The organism is Tabrizicola sp. TH137 (assembly GCF_002855575.1).
Taxonomy (GTDB): domain Bacteria; phylum Pseudomonadota; class Alphaproteobacteria; order Rhodobacterales; family Rhodobacteraceae; genus Paragemmobacter.
In genome coordinates this window covers 1-16,275 of record NZ_PKRQ01000011.1, presented here as the reverse complement: position 1 = coordinate 16,275, position 16,275 = coordinate 1, and the positions used below count along the sequence as shown (strand labels likewise).

Annotated in this window: 13 protein-coding genes and 3 pseudogenes; 5 read left to right on the top strand and 11 right to left on the bottom strand. The window is 62.9% G+C overall.

Going from position 1 to position 16,275, the window contains the following annotated elements; genetic code table 11:
* Nucleotides 1–35 precede the first annotated feature (35 nt).
* Nucleotides 36–758, bottom strand: coding sequence for an SDR family NAD(P)-dependent oxidoreductase (locus C0V75_RS21000; RefSeq protein ID WP_101922947.1), 723 nt, complete (start codon nt 756–758; stop codon nt 36–38).
* On the bottom strand, nt 755–2,473 hold the full coding sequence (locus C0V75_RS20995) for an FAD-dependent oxidoreductase (RefSeq protein ID WP_101922946.1): 1,719 nt from the start codon (nt 2,471–2,473) through the stop codon (nt 755–757). Before C0V75_RS20995 ends, C0V75_RS21000 begins: the two co-directional genes overlap by 4 nt.
* A gap of 122 nt (nt 2,474–2,595) precedes the next feature.
* Here C0V75_RS20995 and C0V75_RS20990 point away from each other — a divergent pair, with 122 nt between their 5' ends.
* Nucleotides 2,596–3,528: an IS5 family transposase gene (locus tag C0V75_RS20990; RefSeq protein ID WP_101922945.1), complete on the top strand. Its 933-nt coding sequence runs from the start codon at nt 2,596–2,598 to the stop codon at nt 3,526–3,528.
* Nucleotides 3,529–3,822: 294 nt separating this feature from the next.
* Here C0V75_RS20990 and C0V75_RS20985 read toward each other — a convergent pair whose 3' ends face one another.
* From C0V75_RS20985 to C0V75_RS20975, 3 genes and pseudogenes are all read right to left on the bottom strand, one after another.
* Entirely contained in the window at nt 3,823–4,848 is a 1,026-nt protein-coding gene (locus C0V75_RS20985) for a site-specific integrase (protein ID WP_158241911.1), read from the bottom strand.
* Nucleotides 4,849–5,601: 753 nt separating this feature from the next.
* Nucleotides 5,602–6,168, bottom strand: a pseudogene (locus C0V75_RS20980) (transposase); the annotation flags it as partial.
* 36 nt (nt 6,169–6,204) lie between these two features.
* Nucleotides 6,205–7,755 (bottom strand): annotated as a pseudogene (locus C0V75_RS20975) (Tn3 family transposase); the annotation flags it as partial.
* A 32-nt stretch (nt 7,756–7,787) separates the two neighbouring features.
* Between C0V75_RS20975 and C0V75_RS24215 the strand changes: the two are divergent.
* Complete coding sequence (locus C0V75_RS24215) at nt 7,788–8,270, top strand: substrate-binding domain-containing protein (RefSeq protein WP_371410710.1); 483 nt, start codon at nt 7,788–7,790, stop codon at nt 8,268–8,270.
* Between the two features lie 595 nt (nt 8,271–8,865).
* On the opposite strand, the gene C0V75_RS20965 is transcribed toward C0V75_RS24215, so the two are convergent.
* The gene (locus C0V75_RS20965; protein ID WP_101922942.1) at nt 8,866–9,750 is read right to left on the bottom strand and encodes an SDR family NAD(P)-dependent oxidoreductase; all 885 of its coding nucleotides are present in this window, start codon (nt 9,748–9,750) and stop codon (nt 8,866–8,868) included.
* 36 nt (nt 9,751–9,786) lie between these two features.
* Between C0V75_RS20965 and C0V75_RS20960 the strand changes: the two genes are divergently transcribed.
* Complete coding sequence (locus tag C0V75_RS20960) at nt 9,787–10,758, top strand: LysR family transcriptional regulator (RefSeq protein ID WP_143710479.1); 972 nt, start codon at nt 9,787–9,789, stop codon at nt 10,756–10,758.
* Between the two features lie 107 nt (nt 10,759–10,865).
* On the opposite strand, the gene C0V75_RS20955 is transcribed toward C0V75_RS20960, so the two are convergent.
* The 5 genes and pseudogenes from C0V75_RS20955 to C0V75_RS20935 form a co-directional block, all read right to left on the bottom strand.
* Nucleotides 10,866–11,306, bottom strand: a complete 441-nt coding sequence (locus C0V75_RS20955) for a MarR family winged helix-turn-helix transcriptional regulator (RefSeq protein ID WP_101922940.1) — start codon at nt 11,304–11,306, stop codon at nt 10,866–10,868.
* A gap of 81 nt (nt 11,307–11,387) precedes the next feature.
* Nucleotides 11,388–12,023, bottom strand: a complete 636-nt coding sequence (locus C0V75_RS20950) for a DUF4386 family protein (protein ID WP_158241910.1) — start codon at nt 12,021–12,023, stop codon at nt 11,388–11,390.
* A gap of 177 nt (nt 12,024–12,200) precedes the next feature.
* Nucleotides 12,201–13,352: a twin-arginine translocation pathway signal protein gene (locus C0V75_RS20945; protein ID WP_254216553.1), complete on the bottom strand. Its 1,152-nt coding sequence runs from the start codon at nt 13,350–13,352 to the stop codon at nt 12,201–12,203.
* Between the two features lie 61 nt (nt 13,353–13,413).
* Nucleotides 13,414–13,557: pseudogene (locus C0V75_RS20940) on the bottom strand (IS5/IS1182 family transposase); the annotation flags it as partial.
* A 77-nt stretch (nt 13,558–13,634) separates the two neighbouring features.
* Nucleotides 13,635–14,234, bottom strand: a complete 600-nt coding sequence (locus C0V75_RS20935; RefSeq protein ID WP_101922938.1) for a TetR/AcrR family transcriptional regulator — start codon at nt 14,232–14,234, stop codon at nt 13,635–13,637.
* Between the two features lie 193 nt (nt 14,235–14,427).
* Here C0V75_RS20935 and C0V75_RS20930 point away from each other — a divergent pair, with 193 nt between their 5' ends.
* Nucleotides 14,428–15,555, top strand: a complete 1,128-nt coding sequence (locus C0V75_RS20930; RefSeq protein ID WP_101922937.1) for a zinc-binding dehydrogenase — start codon at nt 14,428–14,430, stop codon at nt 15,553–15,555.
* A 449-nt stretch (nt 15,556–16,004) separates the two neighbouring features.
* On the top strand, nt 16,005–16,275 hold a 271-nt coding region (locus C0V75_RS20925; protein WP_216821490.1), incomplete at its 3' end, for a hypothetical protein.

Sequence of the window (16,275 nt, the reverse complement as noted above, 5' to 3'; positions counted from 1 at the left end):
AGGGCGGCTTCTTGGTCTTTGGTCGTTTCGGCGGGTCAGACGGCGAGGAACCCTCCATCGACGTGGAGGGTGGTGCCGGTGATGTAGGCGGCGAGAGGCGAGGCGAGGTAGACGCAGGCGGCGGCCACCTCCATCGGCCGGGCCATGCGGCCAAGCGGGGTGCGGGCGATCAGCTTCTGGGTCATGGCGGGGTCGCTGCGGCCCATGGCGGTATCCACATCGCCGGGGGCGACGGCATTGGCGCGGATGCCCAGTGGGGCAAGCTCATCGGCCAGGGCAAGGGTCAGCGCGGCAAGCCCGCCCTTCGAGGCGGTATAGGCCGCTGCCCGCCGGGCCGAGGTGCTGGCGCGGACCGAGGTGACGGTGACGATCGCCCCGCCAGCGAGTTGCGGCACGAGGGCGCGGGTCATGAGGAAGGGCGCGGTCAGGTTGACGGCAAGGGTGCGATCCCATTCGGCCACGGTCGTGGCATCGTCCAGCGGCACGCGGCGAAAGACGCCGGCGCAGTGGATCAGCGCCGCGACCGGCCCGGTGATGGCGGCGGCGGCGCGGGCAAGGTCGGCGCGGTCGGCCAGATCGCAGGCAATCCAGTCGGGAGCCCCTTGCGGAACCGCCTCGGCCCGGTCGATGCCGATGGTGGTGGCCTCGCAGGCGGCGAAGGCGGCCATGATCGCCTGACCGATCCCGCCCGCGGCCCCGGTCACGACAACTTGCCGGCCGGCGAACAGGTCTGCGGTAAAGCCGTGGATCGCGGTCATTCGGCAGCCCTCGCCAGCCCCGCCTGGGCGCAAGCGTCTTCAGCGGCGGCATAGCCGAAGGTCAGCGCCTGCCCGATGGTCAGCCCCGCCGCCGGATAGCTGCCGCCGGTGATCGGGGCGGCGGCGCTGCCGGCGGCCCAGAGGCCGGGCACGGCCGCGCCGGAGGGGTCCAGCACGCGGGCGTTGGCATCGGTGCGCAGGCCGATGAACGTGCCGATATCGCCGGGCACGATGCGGATGGCGTAGAACGGCCCCCGCTCCAGCGGGCCGAGCGTGGGGTTCGGGCCGTGGGCCGCATCGCCGTTGCCACGGTCATAGGCGCTGTCGCCGCGGCCGAAATCCCCGTCGCGGCCATCGCGGGCATAAGCGTTGAAGAGCGCGATGCTGTCGCGCATCGCAGACGGTGGCAGGCCGATGGCGCGGGCCAGATCCTCCACCGTCGCGCCGCGCTTGAGATAGCCCGCGCGCAGGTAGGGCCCCAGCCGCACCGGGAAGGGCCCGACCGGCCCCAGGCCGTAGCGGCGCAGCGCGCGGTGATCGGTCACGATCCAGCAATGCGGGCCCTCGGGGTGGGTGCCGGTGGCGGCGATCAGCGCGGGGACGAAATCCTGGTAGACCTGCGCCTCGTTGGCGAAGCGGCGGCCATCGGGGCCAAGGCAGATCACCCCCGGCTTGGCGCGGTCGGCGAAATGCGGCCAGGCCCCGGCCCGCGCGACCGAGGCCGGCACGACCGAGGTGGGCGCCCAGAGGACGGGCTGCGAGACATCGGTCACGATGGCCGCACCCGTTCCGGCGACCAGGGTTTCGAGCGGCGGCACGGGCGCCTCGGCCGGGATGGCGATATGGGGGTGGTCACCGACGAGGGCCGCGCGCGAGCCGGGCACGGCGTTCGACCCGCCCGATGCCAGCACGACCCCGAGCCGCGCCAGAATCCGGCCGCGCGGGCCGGTGACCCCGGCCACGCGGCCGTCGGCCTGCCACAGGCCCTCTACCGACCAGTCGGTGACGATCACCCCGCCCTTGGCGCGGACCGCCTCGGCCAGGCTGGCGACGATGACATTGCCATTGGCCAGCCGCGTGCCCCGTGGCCAGCCGCGCAGGCGATCGAGCCCATAGCGCAGCACATGGCCCGCCACCCTGAGCACCGCCGCCAGGCTGCGGCCCAGCGACTGATAGTCGGGCGCATCGCGGCTGGCGATGGACAGGCCTCGCAGCACCAGCATCGTCCCGAGCGGCCAGCGCAGGCGGGCAAAGAGGCTGCGGTCCATCTGCCGCATCACGGCCGGATCGGGGTTCAGCGCCCGCCGACCCAGCGTCGCCCCCGGGGCATCGGGGTAGTAATCGCGTGAGCCGCGGTTGAGCGTGAAGGTCAGCCCCGCCGCGCGCCCGGCCAGTGCCAGCGCCTGGGGCGCCAGGTCAAGATAGGCGCGCGCCCGGTCCTGATCGAAGAGATTGCCAGAGGTGGCGCGCAGATAGGCAAGGGCGGCAGCCGCCTCCTCCGCCGGGTTGGGCGCATCGGGCAGGTGCCGCGCCTCGGGCGTGTTCGGAACCCAGACCATGCCCTCGGACAGCGCGGTCGCCCCGCCAATGCGGGTATCCGCCTCGACCACGGCGACGCTGTGGCCCCGTTCGGCCGCGGTGAGGGCGGCCATCAGCCCCGCAGCGCCGGAGCCGATAACGACAAGATCGAAGCTTTGGGACGTGGCGTTGGTCATGGTGGAAAGACACAAGGTATTCGGACTTTCGTCAACAAAAATCTTTGATGTCGACAAAATGCCCTGTTGCACAAATCACGTGAGGGATTCATCTTGTGAATCCAGCGTGGTAGCTGGAAGGCATGAGCAGACCGACACCCCCGACCTACAAGACCAGGAACTGGCCGGCGTATAGCGAAGCGCTGAAGCGCCGCGGCTCGCTGACGATCTGGTTCGACCCCGCCATGACCTGGGAAGCGGCGCCGACCGGCAAGCGTGGTCGACAGCGCGACTACGGCGATGCCGCGATCCAGACCTGCCTCACGATGAAGGTCCTCTCCGGCATGGCGCTCAGGCAAACCACGGGGTTTGTCGAGAGCCTGCTGCGGCTGATCGGCCTGGACTGGGCCGTGCCAGACTTCAGCACGTTGTCGCGGCGCCAGAAGACCCTGAAGGTGAACATCCCCTACCGCGGCTCGGACGGCCCCCTGCACCTGCTGGTCGATAGCACCGGGATCAAGGTCGAGGGCGAAGGGGAGTGGAACGCCCGTAAGCATGGCGGCACGAAGCGCAGGGTCTGGCGCAAGATCCACATCGGGATCGACGAGAAGACCTTGGAAATCCGCGCTGCCGAGTTCACCACCAGCGAGATCGGCGACGCGCCCATGCTGCCCGAGTTGCTCGATCAGATCCCGCCCGATCAGGAGATCGCCACCGTTACCGCCGATGGCGCCTTCGATACCCGAAAGTGCCACGACGCCATCGCGGCCCGTCGTGCGGCCGCGATCATCCCGCCCCGCAAGAACGCCAAACCATGGAAGCCCGACACCGCAGGAGCCATAGCCCGGAACGAAATCCTGCGGACATCGAAGCGGGTTGGCCGGACGATCTGGCGACGATGGAGCGGGTATCACCGCCGAAGCCGCGCCGAGACCAAGATGCACTGCGTCAAGCTCTTGGGGCAGCGCCTGTCCGCCCGAGACTTCGACCGTCAGGTTGCGGAGTTCCAGGTCAGGGTCGCCGTGCTCAACGGCTTCACCGCGCTCGGCACGCCCATCACGAAAGTCACAGGATAAGTCTGTCCGGGGATGGGGAAGCTCCGGCCATCAGCCGATTTGTGCAACAGAGCCAATCTGAGGGCTCCGCGCCCGGCGCGCTTGCCCAAGCCCAAAACGACCACTATCAACCCCAAGGACTCTCGTTATGAACGAGGGACGACCGGGGGGCAGGTCACCTCCAGTGAAATTTCCAGGGGACTATCCAATTGGGAAGTTCAACACGATGTGTCGGCAAGCCGCGCGAGTTTCAGCGTGTCCGCTTTGCTATCGGTATCCTTCAACACTACTACTCAGCGAGACGCCTCTCGATACCTAGCCCAGTTGCCCTTCGAACGCCTCGAGGACTTCCCTCGGCGTCCTGACGAGCGCTCTTGGCCGCCGTTCATTGCCCGTCGGAGTTGCTCCATACATTCGCCAATCATAGGTTCGCACATCGTGCCAGAGCGCCTCAATCTGTGCTGATCGCAGATGCGCTTCCCGAAGCTCGGCATCATCAAGCGGAGAGAACCGTGTGCGGATCTGTTCCTCCCGGAACTGTTCCGCGATGTGGCCATAGGTGTCTGCGACGGTTCGGATGTCCGCATGCCCCAGCTGTCTGGCAACCACCTCGATAGGGACGCCCTGTCGAATGAGGTCACTTGCGTAGGTGTGCCGCAACCCATGAAACACGAATTCTAGCGGGAGTTTTGCTTCCCGGACCGCGCGCCGGAACAGGTTTGTGTGCTGACGCTGCCAGACCTTTCCTTTGTCTGACAGGAGGACGTGATCTCTTGGTGCCTTGTCCTCAATCATGCGCAAGAAGAAGGCCATCCCTTCGTCTGGAAGAAAGACGAAGCGGGCCGGGCTGCGCTTGAATGCAGATATCCGGAGGCCAAAAATCTGGTACCCAACATCCTCGACCCGAAGGTTTGCGAGTTCCCCGACGCGGCATCCGGTGTAGAGGCCAGCGAGAACCAGGTTACGAAGAGCTGGCGTGCAGCGTTTGAGCAAGGTGCGGCATTCGTCACGGTTCAGAAAGAGCAGCCGAGGGGTGTGCACCACAGAAATGCGCTTGAGACAGCGGATCGGACGGTCTGTCTCGATCTTGCCTGCATCCCAGGCGTGGGAGAAAGCGACCTTCAGAATGCCGATGATGGAATTGTACGTCCGCTTACGCCGGCGCAGCTCATCAGGCGAAAGGTCGTCCCGATCCACAGGGGAATGCCTCTTTGAGAAACCATGTCGCGGTGGCGTGCGGATGATCTGCAAGGCGATGGTCTGAAGGTGCTGAGCCGTAAACTCCTCAAGCGGGACATGTGTGACACCGTGAGTGAGATGATGGTTGGCCAAAGTGACCATGTTGTAATGGCCACCCCTTGATCGGGCGATCTTTGACCAGGCCGTGTAATCCTGAAGAGCGTGACCGACCGTATAGATCTCCCCCAAAGGCGAGAAGCAGAGGCAGTCAGTTCGGCCCCTTGGTGCCTGCTCAGCGGCTTCTCCCCTCGCAGCATATTCTTCGAACCAGGCGAATGCATCGCTTATGGCCTCATCGAAGCTCAGGGAGCCTCGTCCCAAGTTCAGAGCTGGTCCTAGACATTTCTGAACGTGTCGCCGATCCGCGGTGAGGAGCCGAGCCACCCAGTTGCAGTGCCGCCCGTCGGGGCGGTGAATGCCAATATGGCGCCCAATGAGCAGATGATGCCAATAGGGGGCATTGCGCGGATTCAGGCCCTCAATCTGGCGTGTTGCTTGAAACGGACAGGTGGCAATCCTGTCCTGCGGCCCTGCGAGACGGGCCTGGAGCATTTGAGACATAGTGAACCTCTGAGTGACCGGATCTGATCACAGGAGGCTACTGCAGGCATGCTCGTGGTTTACTCGATTTCAACCCGAGATTCCCCAAGTGGGGTGCCGACTGACGTGAAGATCGCCTGAATCCGACCGCTGGACAATTGTTTTCGCCCCGAGCGGCCTCTGCGGTCGCGCAGACTGCTGGAGCTGGACGGATCGGACCGCGAGACCGCCGCGTCCTTGCTCGGCAGCGTCATTTTTCAGCGCAGCGGACAGACCTGTCCTGCCGCTTTTGTTCAGTTTGGGTCCGGATCGCGGTCATGCGCATGACGGAGGCGCTCGCAATCGGCGGATGGCGGCGAGGATAGCGCGGACCATCAGGCCGGTGATGGCCACCTCGGCCAGCTGGAAGGTGATGGCGCGGGCGTGGCGCACGACACGGGCGCCGATCTTGATCAGCTTCAGTTGCAGGCTGGTCAATGACCACTCGGCCATGGCTTCGGGCAGTTCGATGCAGCGCAGGAAGGTAGCCAGATTGTAGGCCAGCGCGTGGAGTTGCAGCCGTACCTCGTTGTCGCGGAACTTCCGGCATGACAGCCGCGTCCAGCGAAAGGCATACTTGCCTTCCTTGATGTGCTGCTCGGCGGTGCCACGCTGGTTATAGAACCGCGCCACCCAATCCGGCTCCATCGGCAGGTTGGTGACGATGAAGCCGACTTTGGGGAACAGCTCGCCCGGGTGCCATTCGATCTTGGCGATGACGCGGCGCGGCTTGTCCCAGGACGCCGCCTGATACTCGAAGTCCTCGTAGAACCGTTTGACTTTGGTCAGCGAAGGCCGCCCCACGGGGCGCGTCAGCTGATGCGCGATCTTCCCGCGCAGGACGTTGGGGTCTGCTGCCGGACGGTGCTAAATCCTACGCTAAGCCCTTTTCGGCCACCTGTACTCGCCGGTGAGCATGATGTGCGCCCATCCGAGAGGCGAGATGTGGGCCAGAAGGTCGGGTGAGCAATCCAGACCGGCGCGGCGGCGGCTTATGACGGCCTGCCCGAGATGCTTGGTGTTCCAGTAGATGATGATGGCGGCGAGCAGGTTGAGGCCTGCCATGCGGAAGTGCTGGCCTTCGGTTGTGCGGTCGCGGATTTCGCCTTGGCGACCGATGCGGAGGGCGTTTTTCAGGGCATGATGGGCCTCGCCTTTGTTCAGGCCGATCTGGGCGCGGCGCTGCATGTCGGCATCAAGCAGCCATTCGACAATGAAGAGCGTCCGTTCCACCCGTCCGATTTCGCGCAAGGCCACCGCCAGTTCATGCTGTCGGGGGTAGGCTGCGAACTTCCGCAATAACTGGCTCGGGGGCATGACCCCTGTCGCCATGGTGGCCGCGCTGCGCAGGATGTCGGGCCAGTTTGCCGCGATGAGCGGCTCCTTGATCTTGCCGCCGATCAGCCCCTTCAGCTCTTTGGGGCAGGCCGCCGGATCGAAGAGGTAAAGGCGCTTCGAGGGCAGATCCCTGATGCGGGGGATGAACTGAAAGCCCAGGAGGGCGGTGACCGCGAATACATGGTCGGTGAAGCCGCCCGTGTCGGCATACTGTTCGCGGATATTCTGGCCCGCGCCCGTCATCAGCAGACCGTCGAGAATGTAGGGCGCCTCGTTCACCGTGGCCGGGATGGTCTGGGTGGCGAAGGGGCCGAACTGGTCGGACACGTGGGTGTAGGCCTTCAGCCCGGGTTCCTGGCCATATTTGGCATTGATGAGGTTCATCGCTTCGCCCTGCCGGGTTGTCGGGAAGAATTGCCCATCACTCGATGCCGTTTGTCCCGCACCCCAGAACCGTGCCATCGGCAGCGCGGACTGCGCCTCGATCACCTTTGCCAGGGCGCGCGACATCGCCTCGCCTTCAACATGCCATCGCGACAGGCGGGAGAGCTGGAAGTAATCGTGGGTGTTGGTGGCGCCCGCCATTTTGCTGAGGCCGAGGTTCAGCCCCTCGGCGAGCAGTACGTTCAAGAGGCCAATCCGATCCTTGCACGGCACGCCTGTATGCAGATGGGTGAAGGCTTCGGTGAAGCCGACCTCGTCATCCACCTCTAGCAACAGATCCGTGACCCTGATTTCCGGCAGGCGCTTGTAGAGGTCGAGGACCATGGCGCCCGCTTCTTCGGGCACAGCGGCAGTCAAACGGTCGATCTTCAGAACACCATCTTCGATCGATCCGCCCGGAATGGCCCCGGCCTTTGCAGCCCGCTCCAAGCGACGCAGGGCGTCGGACATTCGTGTCTTGCGGTCGGCGAGCCAGGCTTCGGGCTCAAACGGCATGGCCAGCCGTGGCGTGGCGCGGGCAACCGCTGCCGGAACAAGCGCCTCCTTCAGATCGCCATACCGCCGGGAATGAGCGAGCCAGACATCCCCCGAACGGAAGGCTTCGCGTAGATGGAACAGGACCGCGACTTCCCACAGACGGCCCCCGTCAGACGGGCAACAAAAAGAGCCTTTACGAACTTCTGCTCTCCGACGCCGTCGATCTGGCGGTTACCGCCTCTTCACCCGAGGACCCGCGCCTTGACAGCCACCTGATCGGGACCGAGGCGCTTGTCGCTGTGACACTTCCGTCCATGGCGGATGGCGGTATTGACGCACCCTTCGTCTCTTACGACCTTGATCTACCGCTCATCCGCACCTGGATCGCTGCGAACGGACTGTCGTTGGACGGACGGCGTCCGGTGGTGTCTGTCCCCGACCTCCGCGCTTTGCGATCACTCGTCTTGTCAGGCGCCGGCTGGACGGTGCTTCCCGACTATCTGTGCCAAGGCGATATAGAAGCGGATAGGCTTGCGGAGATTCCAGCCCCCGCTGCGCGTCCAAGCAATGGCCTGCGTCTCGTCTGGGCCAGGGGGGCCTTGCGGCACCCTCGCATCGCTTATTCCCGCGATCTCCTTCTGAACGCGCTCGATACCCCTCGAATGAAATCCGCAGGGACGGTCTAGCGGGCCAGCCCGGCAAGAGGGCCAGCTGTCGAAAAATGAGAGAAGGTCTACGTCAGATCCGTTCCCTCCGCTACCAAACGCCACTGAGATCAAACCCTCTCAAGTGGGTCGGTTGTTTGGCCGTGCAGCGATTTCACTTAACCAGCGAATTCGAACCAAGTTGGGAACGACGTTCTCCCGCAACAAATCGAACACGCCGCTTTGTGTGCGGTTGGCTAAGCTGCCAGAGCCTTGGCAGGCAACTGCCGATGTTGGAGGAGTGCGGTATCATTGACGGTGCGATCGGATATCTGCAGTTGACAGGACGGCGTGTCGACTGTGGCGAACTGGTCGTTGCACCGAAGAACGCGACAGCAACCTGAGAGTGTTTCCCCGTCAAACCCTTTTAGGTCTACAGGATCATTGGCTTAGCGATTTCCGTCGAAAAGAACAAAGGTAAGAACGCCCCACCAATCCCTCCAGCGCGATAACTGAACACTTCGGAACATAACGGCCAGTGCATGCCGCGTCACCCGGGCGATCAGAATTCCGCTCCTTGTTGTTTCACCCTGTCAAGGAGTGCTCCGGACCGCGGCAGTCCGGAGCTCCATACGCGTCAAGCCGCCTTAGGTGCCGACAGATTGACCTGGAGCATTTCGGCGATGCCCAAGTTGACAAAGAGGCCTGTCGTAACCTCTGCCTGCAAGTCGTTCATCGGGCGGATAGCATCCGCCATACCGATGCGATCGACTTCGGTACGGAACGATCGCTCCCCAGGCTTCGTGTTCACGACGGCAGCGACCGCTTCGGCCACGAGCCGCGGATGCTGCTGCGGGTTCGCGGCAAGGAATCCCTCAAAATGCGCGAGGCTCTCCCGCGGTGCCGCTGCCATCGCACCATACCCAGTGTCACGGTCAGGATTCGAGGGCAGCATCAGGTTGCCGATGAAGCCTGTCGGGAAGCCGCCCGGTTCGACCAGTGCCACGTCCACCCCGAACCGGCTAAGCTCGGCACGATAGTTCTCCGACAAAGCCTCGAGTGCCCACTTCGTCGCGTTGTACGGTCCATAGAAAGGCAGTGCGACACGTCCCAAGAGGCTGGAAACGTTGAGAATCAGTGCTGTGCCCCGTTCCCGCATCTCAGGCAGAACCGCACGAATCATGCGCTGGACCCCGAAGAGATTGATCTCGAAGAGGCGGCGGAAATCCTCGGCAGAGAAGTTCTCCTGTAACCCGTGTGCGCCGACACCCGCATTGTTGATGAGGACGTCGATCCGTTCGAGCCGCTCCGTTGCAGCTGCGACGCCCGCCGCAACCGAGGCGTCGTTGGTCACGTCGATCTCGACGATCTCCACACCACTCGCCCTCAACGTCGCGGCCGCCCGGGCATTGCGCCCGTCCACATCACGCATCGATCCTGCGACCCGGTGCCCCGACTTCAGCAGTTCGGCAATGATAAGCTGACCGAACCCACTGTTCGCACCGGTGATAAGAATGTTCATGAACTTGTTTCTCCTGCATTGCGCCGATCTGGCGCGGTGACGAAGCAAGAGTTAAATCCGCTTCACAAATCAGAACAGATTGGTAATATTGAACCAATGGTTGCTGATTTTGGAACCTTAAGTCTGTCCGCGCTGCATAGCTTCCACACTGTCGCCCGCCTCGGTGGAATCAGTGCTGCGGCTGATCATCTCGGCATGGCGAAGTCAGGCGTGAGCCGCCACGTCAGCCAGCTTGAGGATCACTTCGGTGTGCGCCTTGTGGAGCGGGGTGCCCGTTCTTTGCGCCTGACGCCGGTGGGACGGAGACTCGATGATCGCATTAGGTCCATCCTCGCGGAAATCGGCCTTCTGGAGGAAACCGTGCGGGAAGAACGCGTCACCGTTTCTGGGCAGGTGACGATTGCGGCTACGCCTGAATTCGGTTCCCTGGTAGCCACGCGACTCTTCCCCGAAATCAGGCGTCGCCATCCCGAACTCAACATCGTAATGCGCGTAGACTACGGCTTCGAGGACATGCAGGATCCCGATACTGACTTCGCCATTCGTGTGGGCAGTATCGATGACGACCGGCTGGTTGCCCGCCGTATGGGGAGCTTCGCGCGATGGCTGGTGGCCGCGCCGAGCCTTGCTGAAACGTTGACCCTAGAGCGGCCTGCAGACCTTGCCGGTAGTCCCTGCCTCACTTTCCGCGGTGATCGACCAGGTGCAACATGGCGCTTCGTGTCGGGTGACTTGCAGGCGGCCGTAGAGGTGAACGGACCCATCGCCGTGCGGAGCTTCGGCATCCTTCGGGAGCTCGCACGCAGCGGACAAGGCCTTGCCTTCATTCCGTCTTTCATGCTTGGCGATGACGTGCAAAGTGGAAAGCTCGTGCGCTGCTTGCCTGATTGGACCTCCCCCGAGGCGCCGGTTTTCTTAGCATTCCGCCCCGGTATAAGAAAAGTTGCGCGCGTAGGTGCCGTACTCGACGTAGCAGAGGAGGTCTTGCCTGAATTGCTCGACCCATAGAACAGAGTCAGATGTGGGGGCATAGGCTTCTGGTACAGAGTTGTCCCAAGCGAGATCGAGCGCAGATCTTCTAAGCAAGCGCGAAAGGACAGTGTCTGTTTGTCAGCCTACTTTGGGACATCCCGATCCGCATCGAGAAACCTTCGAAGCGTCTCAAGGTCAGGCAGCAAACGCGCCACAAAGTCCGGTGGAAAGGCTGCAGCGATCCGCGCGATATCTGGCGCGAGCGCACCAATCACGTCTTCGCGGAACATTCGGCCCTTGTCCGTGATATAGACTAACTTCGACCGTCCATCCTGTGGGTTCTTCCGAATTTCGATCAGGCCCTCGCGCTCGAGAACATGTAACGAGTGCGTCATCGAGTTCTTGGGGACCTGGAACGCCTGGGCGATGTCAAGCGGGGTGCTGCCATCCCTGACCCGCACCAAGTGGTTCAACACCGAGAACTGAGCCGCGACGAAGCCCGGCGGAAGCCGGGCCTCCAGAAGCGCGCGCGAAAGTTGGCCGATGATGCCAATTTCGTTGAAAAGGCGAAAGTAGTCGGACATGAACGATTATTTCCACGAGATTGGCAGTTCTGCGTAACTGGGCTGCCACGTTTGGACAACTCCGAAGTTTGCACGAGCCCGTCAGGTGATCTTGCGGACGGCGTAAAGGCCCGCTGCGCCCAGCCAGAAAGGACCGAGGACGCCAGCGAGCAGCGGGATGATCTCTCCGCTTGTTCCCATCGACAGCCCGAACAGTTCCGCGGATGAGACCACATAGCACGCTCCGATGAATACGCCCGTGAGACCGAGAATGCGGGACACTCCGGCAGATTTCGCCATCACGACGCCGACGATGCCGAACCAGATCCCGCCCAAGATGTTTACCGCGATATCTTCGGTGGCCGTATTCAGCACGGTGTAGATCATCTGGTATCCCACGACGGTCGCAGCCGTCGTCGCCGGTTCTGTCGAACTGCCCGATACCGCCAACATCGTCGGCATCAGCACGATCATCGCTGCCCACCACAGCGGGCGGAGCGGCAGGGATGCCCAGACGAGACCGACGGCCACATCGCGGCCGAGCGTCCTGGTGGTCAGGCCCTGAAATGCTGCCGCCGTTATGATCAGCATCATGGGAACGGCGAGGAGGTAGCCGACCATCGCCGACATCAGTGCCAGTTCTAGAGTCCCTGTGTTGGTCTGCAAGAAGCTAATGACTTCCGATGGGCTGGCGGCCTCGATGCCGAAAAAGTCGATACGGACGAGCAAAGTCGTCAAGCCGTAGCCAAGGCTAAGGAATCCGAGTGTGACAGTGGCATATCCTGCAGGACGATAGAAATTTGACTGCATTGGTGGTGACCCCTTGTGCGGCAGAGAAGGATCCACGTCCGCACTGCCATTCATCTGCAAAGCGAAGCGAAGACCGTGCGGGCGAGATTCGGGAAGCACTGACGATCAGGTAGAAATGATCTTGCTTTCTAGGGGCCAGCGGGGGCTGTTTCCGACCATCGGCCCGTATCCGATGCGCGAGAGCATCTGGACAGTGCCTCCATCTGGGGCGAGCCGTTCGTGGACCTGGGCGTAAGGCCCGGCCATTTCGGGAAACTCTTGCAGCGCTTGGCTAAGGGGCTGGAACCCGATGCCTTGTGCCGTCGCTGCCAGGTTGACGCGGAGCCAGTCTGCCCCGGCGGCGATCTGCGTTTCGCGGCTGTTGTCGGCGGTGACAAGCCAGACATGCCCCATCGCTGTATCGGCATTGGCATAAACCGCGTCCATGCCCGCCGTGAAGGCGAAGCTGGTCGGATCGGCGGCGATCTCACGGCTGAACATGCCGGTCAGGTGCATCGATTCAAACATCGGCCCCGAAAAGTCGATGCCATCCGGGTTCGCGTCGACTTCCCGTCGTCCGATGCGGAACAGATCGACGCTTTCCTGATAGGTGTGGGGCGTCTCGACCTCGATCCGCAGGGCCTCGCGTGTCAGTGCGCGCCAATTGGCGACCTCTGCGGGGTCAACGGTGCCGCCGAACCGGGTGCCGTTGCGGGCTGCTGCAGCCATCTGCGTCAGGACTTCCGGCGCCAGAGAGCGGGTCGTGTCATAGGGTTCCTTGTTCGAACGGCGCGCGGGAACCCAGGCAAACAGGGGATCGCGCACAACCGCGGAGTCCGCTGTCAACGCGATGCGTGCGATGGGGCGTTTGTCGAGGGCCGTGGCGCTGCTGCCCTGCGGGAAGAGAGTTATGTCGGCGCGATAGCCATCCTCTGCCGCGGCCATCCGCAAGAGTTCCAGAAAACACCCAAGCCCGATGGTGATCTGCCGGTTGAAGGGGTCGGTATGCGGCAACAGGCGGTCCGTGTCGACGTAGAGCGTGATGGCACCGTCCTCGGACAAGTCTGCCAGCCACGGCTGGCGATTATGCGGGTTCGGAGCGAGAAGCGCCCAGGACAGCGCCCTCATTCGGGGATCGTCATAGCTGCCCGCCCGGCTCCAGGGCAGGTAGGCCGTCTGAGGGGTGCGCGTGGCTGCGAAGCCAAAGGCGCCGCCCGCTGCCAGAATGGCGCCCCCACCGACAAGGAAGATCATCTTGCGTCGTGACAGGTTCATCATTGACTCCTTAGTTCTTCATAGAACCATAGTAATTCGATGAAGAACCATAGTCAATGGGCTAGAGCCGGTCGAATTCGACGTTCATGCTGACCAGCGCGTCGTTCACGACCCGGCGGATATTGCGAAGCGGGTGACGGGCAGGAATGCGCTCCGCGAGGTCAACATCGCTGAACAGCGACCCGCTCGTCTCGTCCGTCCCGCGCATCCAGAGACCCCCCGTGCTTCCCGGAAGGGTGAAACAGTTCTGCAACCCGCGTCGAGGCCGGATTCTTCAGCGACCTGTTAAAGCAACGCTGTGACAGCGCGGCGATACATGCGCTCGATCCGCGCGTTCCCGTCGTCGCGAAGGCAGTCAAGCCGTCCTGCCAGAAGCATCTCGGCAAAGCCATGCGTGACGGCCCAGGCAAGGTAGACCTTCTCGCGGTGGGCTTCGCGATCTTCGTCCGGGCTGACAGCAAAGATCGCCTCGGCGAAATGGCCAAACGCCGCTTCGCTGGCTCGGTCAAGCTCTGGCGATCCGCAGATCATGTCTGACCCGAAAGTCAGGCGAAACATAGAAGGATGGGCCTGGGCAAAGTCGATGTACCCAAGACCGGATGCCACGACCCGCTCGTGTGGGTCCGTCTCCGTCTCCGAACGGACCTGCATCGACGCCAGAACTTGCTGAAGCGCGCGGACCGCCAGCGCGATCAGCAATCCCTGCGTGTCCCCGAAATGATGTGACGGGGCAGAATGACTGACACCCACCCGTGCGGCCACACGGCGCAGTGAGAAGTTCGGGATGCCGCTCTCTGTCAGCTCCACCTCGGCCGCATGGATAAGGGCGGTCCGAAGATCGCCGTGATGATATGTATCCCGCTTTCGTCGCTCGGCGAGGGCCATCGCTGTCTCTGCTGCTGGTCGTTAATCTGGACGATGGTCAAATTCTAGCTTGACAGCCCGGGACGTGCAAGGCAGCTTAATCTGACCATTGTCTAGATTCCGCAGCCTGAAAAGGCCGCACACTGGTCACACCCGCAAGGGGCACCGGACCAGTCGCAACCGCTTTGGGCCACCAACGTCCAGGAGATATTCCATGCACCATACCCCGCCGTCCGAACACTCTGATCTGGTCACTTCAAGCCTACCTTGGTCGCCGAAGAACAACCGCCGCGTGACCTTCAACGCATATGGTGGGCCGGAGGTCATTTCGGTTGTGACCGAGCCCGCGGTCGCCTCCCCAGGCAAAGGCATGGCCCGCATTCGCGTAATGGCATCAAGTCTTGTCTTTACCGACATGCTCATCCGAAGAAACCTGTATCCGATGCTAAAAACCCTCCCGGGCGAGACCCTGGGCTACGACGTCGTGGGGCACGTGGAGGCGCTTGGCCCCGAAACCACCGGCCCAGCCCCGGGGACGCTGGTCGCCACGCTGACCCAGGTTGGCGGCGCACAGGACTGGGTGAACCTGCCCGCCGCATCCCTCGTTCCTCTGCCCGGTCACCTTGACCCGATCAAGGTGGAGCCCTTGATTCTCAGTTACATGACCGCCTACCAGGGCCTGTTCCGTGAGGCAGGCGTATCGGCAGGGGCGCATATCCTCGTCATCGCCGCCACGGGTGCCGTGGGCCTTGCCGCCCTGGATCTGGCCCGCGCGCTTGGCCTTCGGGCCACAGGGGTCGCGTCGTCCCGACGGAAGGCCCTCGTCGAGCAGATGGCGGCCGATTTCATCGCTTATGACGCGCCGGATTTCAGCCGACGGATCGACCTTGCCGCAGCACAGCAGGGCGGCTTTGCCGTGATCCTCGACGGTGCTTCGCACGAGCCTTTGCCGACCCACCTTCGCCGGCTGACCAGGGGCGGTCACTACGTGGGCTTCGGCCTGACGGCCCTACTCCGCAGGGCCGGGGCGGATGCCAAAGGGCTGCGACTGATCTTCGGAAGACTGCGCCTTGGCATGAAAGTCTTGCGGATACTTGCAACGCGACTGCGAAACCCGAACGTTCATTTCTACGATATCGCAGGGCGCAGGAAAGCACACCCGGACTGGTTCAGGGAGGATCTCACCACTCTGGCGACGCTTCTGGCCGATGGGCGCATCGCGCCGCACATATCCGGGGTCTTTCCGCCAGAGCGGGCAGCAGAAGCACATCGCCTCATCGAGGACGGCTCGGTCGTAGGCCGTCTCGTCCTTGACCTGCGAGGTTCCGGAGTTCTGCCCTAGCAAACAAATCAGCCGGTTGCCTGCTTCGCGATTGCCGAAGCGCGATCAACGTCTCGATGCGTTCTACAATTAGCCAAACCGAACGCTGTCAATCAGGCGCGATCAATGGCGGCTCAGGCCCTGATCTCCACGCCGCATAGGGGGGTCAATTTTGGACGCCGAAACGGGGGCAAGTTTGCGTGCCGATTGACACACTGGACGACAGGATGCTCAACAGCGAGCCAATTTGGCTAAAGCCATTCAAGTTTGCGGTCTCATTCGCCATTCTGTTCGCGACACTTGCCTGGGCTTCGAAAAAACTGTCAGGGCCGTGGCGGAATAGTTTGGTCTTGGTCACTGGTGCCGGTGCGTCCGCTGCCGCCTTCTTCTTCGAGATGTCCTACGTCGGTGCGCAAGCGTCGCGATAGGAACTATCACATTTCAACGAGGCCACAACGTTCCATGAGATGATGTATGGACTCATGGGAACCGGCGCCACAGTGCTCATGCTTACCGTCAGTATCGTGGCGGTGGTAACGCTGCTTGATCGGGACGCACGCCTTGATCAGTGCCTGCGCCTCAGCATCGGCCTTGGCTTCCTTTTGACAGTCGTTTTGACCTTTTGGGTTGCAGGCGAGTTGGCCGGGAATGGTGGGCGCTACATCGGCACACCTTCTGTCAACGGACCAAAAATTCCGATCGTTGGCTGGTCGATGGAGGTGGGCGATCTGCGTCCGGCAC

Coding starts and splice junctions, on each gene's coding strand:
- C0V75_RS20955 (WP_101922940.1), bottom strand. CDS start 11,306: ATGTCCGACTACTTTCGCCTTTTCAACGAAATTGGCATCATCGGCCAA.
- C0V75_RS20990 (WP_101922945.1), top strand. CDS start 2,596: ATGAGCAGACCGACACCCCCGACCTACAAGACCAGGAACTGGCCGGCG.
- C0V75_RS20995 (WP_101922946.1), bottom strand. CDS start 2,473: ATGACCAACGCCACGTCCCAAAGCTTCGATCTTGTCGTTATCGGCTCC.
- C0V75_RS20945 (WP_254216553.1), bottom strand. CDS start 13,352: ATGATGAACCTGTCACGACGCAAGATGATCTTCCTTGTCGGTGGGGGC.
- C0V75_RS20930 (WP_101922937.1), top strand. CDS start 14,428: ATGCACCATACCCCGCCGTCCGAACACTCTGATCTGGTCACTTCAAGC.
- C0V75_RS20965 (WP_101922942.1), bottom strand. CDS start 9,750: ATGAACATTCTTATCACCGGTGCGAACAGTGGGTTCGGTCAGCTTATC.
- C0V75_RS21000 (WP_101922947.1), bottom strand. CDS start 758: ATGACCGCGATCCACGGCTTTACCGCAGACCTGTTCGCCGGCCGGCAA.
- C0V75_RS20985 (WP_158241911.1), bottom strand. CDS start 4,848: ATGGTCACTTTGGCCAACCATCATCTCACTCACGGTGTCACACATGTC.
- C0V75_RS20935 (WP_101922938.1), bottom strand. CDS start 14,234: ATGGCCCTCGCCGAGCGACGAAAGCGGGATACATATCATCACGGCGAT.